We start from the raw sequence: 3,264 nt of genomic DNA on the forward strand, positions 1-3,264 counted from the left end.
GCTTTCGGGTGGCGGAGGATCCACAGCGGGTAGTTGGCGGTGGTGTCGAGGATGCGGGGGACGTCGACGGTGTCGAGGGCGGCTTCCAGGGGGCGGAATTTCGTGGGGATGGTGTGGCGGCGGAGGGGGCGGAGCCAGAGAATCACGCGTTCGACGAGGATGTCGCTGTTGGTGAGGCCCAACGTTGCGGTGATGTCGAGTCGTAGATCTGCCGCCGACTGAGTGCGCCATCGTGCGGAGTGTGCACGATTGGACAGGATCTGCAGGACGCGCACCGTCGCGCGGTACAGATGTGCGCGGCGATCGATCTCGCGTACCGCGCTCATCAAGGACGGATTCTGCCCGGTCTCTGCGTTCTGGGCGGAGAGCGTGTCGTTGTCGCGCACCATGGCCCACACTTGACCGTGCAGTTGCGTGGTGACCCGACCAGTGGCGACGAGTCGACGGAAAGAGAGTTCCGCGTTCCGAAGCGTGGGATCGAAGGGAACGATCACCTGGGTATCGGGTTCGGTTCCGGGACCGACCCACACCATCTGCCCCGGGTGTCGGAGACAGAAGTTCTCCCGATCGTGGGGAATCTGCTCGACCGTCTCCCCGGCACTGCATAGGCGGCACAGGAAGCGCTGCGGGTAGGCCCGTGTGGAGTCCGGTTGCGCTAGACCTTTCATGCGGAGGTAATGACCGGCTGGGCGCCCCGCCGTCGCCTCGACCGTCCGAGCGGCCGCTTCGTCGTCAATCCAGACGCGGTGGATGTTCGGTTGCGCTCGGCTGGTCAGTGCCCTTTCGGCGAAGTCGAACGGTACTCCTGCGGCGCGGCATTGCCGCTGCGCGTAGGAGCGTGGCGTCTCAAGATGATGCCACTTGGGTCGTTTCGCCCACGCCTGCGTGCTGATCATGCGGCGTCCACCAGGTCGTCCAGGGTGACGTTGTGTGTGTTGAGCGTGGTGCGCCGGAGAGTATCGAGAACCCCGAAGAGTCGCTCGCGGGTTACGGTCTCCGAGGTGCGCGATTCGTCGCGCAAGATGGACGCGACGAGGCGGTCCACGATCATCGCGAGAACGGCGAGTTTCCCGTCGGCGGCGTGGACTAGCGTGCCGGCGTTGCGGGTGAGAAGGCCGTGGGCGTGCCCGCATAGCGGTAGGAAGCTGTCGAAGGTGGCGACCCATTTGATCCATTGTTCGAAGTCCTCTTGGACGGCGGGGTCGATCTTGTCGAGTGTGACGAAGTCGCAGCGTGCGCTGACTTGCAGGCCGTCGCCCGTCTTGAATGCTTGGTCGAGATTGATTCCAACCAGGACGACGGTCGCACAGGACTCGTTCTGGAGGGCTTTAATGACACTGGAGGGTTCAGTCCCGCCGAGCTTGTGCGCTTCGTCGATCACGAGCAGCTTCGTGCCGTGACGGTGGAGGGCTTCGACGGCAAGCTTCCGCAGCCTGTCGGTGGCGATCTGTTTGGGGAGAACGATGGTGGGGGCGAGAAACTCCACGATCTGGGCAAGGAGAGCTTTCCCGGTCGAGTGTTCGGTCATCTCCACCCAGACGACCGGTGCGTCTCCGTCTCTGAGGTAGTCGGGGTGTTGGGCTGCGTGTCTTCGTTCTACGGATCGAGCCAACAGGAGAGCGAGCTCTGTCTTGCCGGAGAACATCGGCGCGGATATCATCAGCCCGCGCCGCGAGTTCTTCAGCCGAGGGTTGATCCGGATGAGGTCCTCCAGAATGCGAGCGCAGACCGTTTGCTCGCGTGTCTTCACCCTCAGCGTCAGTCGGAGAAAGTCTTCGCGAGCTTGGTCGTATAGCTCTCGTGCTTCACTGTCCAGATCTGTGTACTGACGGAAGGTGATCTTCGGCGGGGATGCGGGCTCGGCGTCGAATGCTTCTCGAAGCCCTGCAAGGCTGGTCTTGCGGTCATGGTGGAGGACGAGTGGGGTGATCTTCATGAATCAAGCTCCTCTGCTTGGGCGAGATGTATGTCGGGGGATGTCCAATCGATGGTGCTGATGTCGATGGGTTTGGCCCATTGCCGTAGTGGGATCGGTGTCGTTGTCGCGGGGCCTGGTTCACGTTGCGCTTCGACCTTGAGGCGCTGTTGCTCTCGCTTGTGCTGGGTGCGTTTCCGTTTGTCTCCTCGTTCGCGACTTTCGACGCGGTCGATCCACTCGCGGCGGCGGTCTGGATCGTCGACTGCGGCGTCGGGGTATCGCGCAAGGAGTTTCATGTCGATCTCGGCGACCATCGGTGCTGTCTTCTCCCGTAGAGCGATGTCCCAGCACTCGATCCACACACCGGTTTCTGGGTGACGCACCCAGACGGCATTGGCGTTGTAAGGGTCGAAGCTCACTGGGAATTTCCTGGCTTTCGCGGATCCCGGTTCAGCGCCCGTGAGGGAGCGATTGCGGAGATCTTCCAGGTGGGGTGAGTCATAGCGGCGATTGTGGAGTTCGATCCCTGCGCGACCGATCATGCGCCGTTCCGTGGGCAAGAGCGCGAGGTACTCCTCAACTCCGAAGGGCACGGGGACGCCGGGTCCTACAGCGAACAGTTCGGTGTACATCTGATTCGGGGTGAAGATGCGCCCCGGGGAGCTCGTCGACTTCAAGCCACGGTGGGGCCTGTTCAGGTAGATGTTCGTTATCCAGCTGTCGAGGATGAGGCGAAGCGAATCCAGGGTGAGGGTGGGGTCGTCTTTGGCGGCCCGATGGGCGACGGAGTTCCCCACGAAACCGGCCAGCCATGCGGCGAAGTCTGTCGAGAGGGTGCCGAAGTTGCGTTCAACGTGTGGTTTTACCGTCGGCGTTCTGGAGGGGGCAAGTTCCCTGTGGATTCCGTACGCACTGCAGGCATCTCTGAACGTGCGGGACCGAAAATCTGCTCCACCATCGATAGTGATCGATCGCGGGAAGATCCATGGGACGGCCAGAGAATCGTCGGTGAGGAAGGGGTTCACCTGCTTCATCAGGTCGGACGGCATGGACTGACCCCGTCTTGTAGGTCCAGTCGTTGTGTGAGTCGTCCTGTCGCCCGAGGGTTCGGGCAGGGAGACTGGTCAGATCATGACGAACAGCAGGAAGCGTCACACCCCGGAGCAGGTCGTCCGAAAGCTCGGGCAGGCCGACAGGATGCTCGCCGACGGCGCGGACGTCGCCGCGGTGTGTCGGGAGCTCGGCGTGTCCGAGCAGACGTACTACCGGTGGCGGAACCAGTACGGCGGCCTGAAGGCCGACGACGCGAAGCGTCTCAAGGAGCTCGAGAAGCAGAACGCCACTCT

At 62.6% G+C, this 3,264-nt stretch carries 4 protein-coding genes; 1 reads left to right on the forward strand and 3 read right to left on the reverse strand.

All coding sequences use genetic code 11. From position 1 onward, the window contains the following. From A4X16_RS17890 to A4X16_RS17570, 3 genes are all read right to left on the reverse strand, one after another. A partial coding sequence (locus A4X16_RS17890) for a hypothetical protein (RefSeq protein ID WP_157560206.1) occupies positions 1-896 on the reverse strand: 896 nt, incomplete at its 3' end. Continuing rightward, the gene (locus A4X16_RS13970; protein WP_067121516.1) at positions 893-1,936 is read right to left on the reverse strand and encodes a TniB family NTP-binding protein; all 1,044 of its coding nucleotides are present in this window, start codon (positions 1,934-1,936) and stop codon (positions 893-895) included. The genes A4X16_RS17890 and A4X16_RS13970, both read right to left, overlap by 4 nt. Then, complete coding sequence (locus tag A4X16_RS17570) at positions 1,933-2,967, reverse strand: Mu transposase C-terminal domain-containing protein (protein ID WP_082914468.1); 1,035 nt, start codon at positions 2,965-2,967, stop codon at positions 1,933-1,935. The genes A4X16_RS13970 and A4X16_RS17570 overlap by 4 nt, the downstream gene beginning before the upstream one ends. Positions 2,968-3,049: 82 nt before the next feature. On the opposite strand from A4X16_RS17570, the gene A4X16_RS13980 reads away from it, so the two are divergent. After that, the coding region (locus A4X16_RS13980) for a transposase (RefSeq protein WP_067120983.1) at positions 3,050-3,264 on the forward strand (215 nt) is incomplete at its 3' end.

This window comes from Microbacterium sp. H83 (assembly GCF_001650405.1).
In the GTDB taxonomy this organism is placed as follows: Bacteria; Actinomycetota; Actinomycetes; order Actinomycetales; family Microbacteriaceae; genus Microbacterium.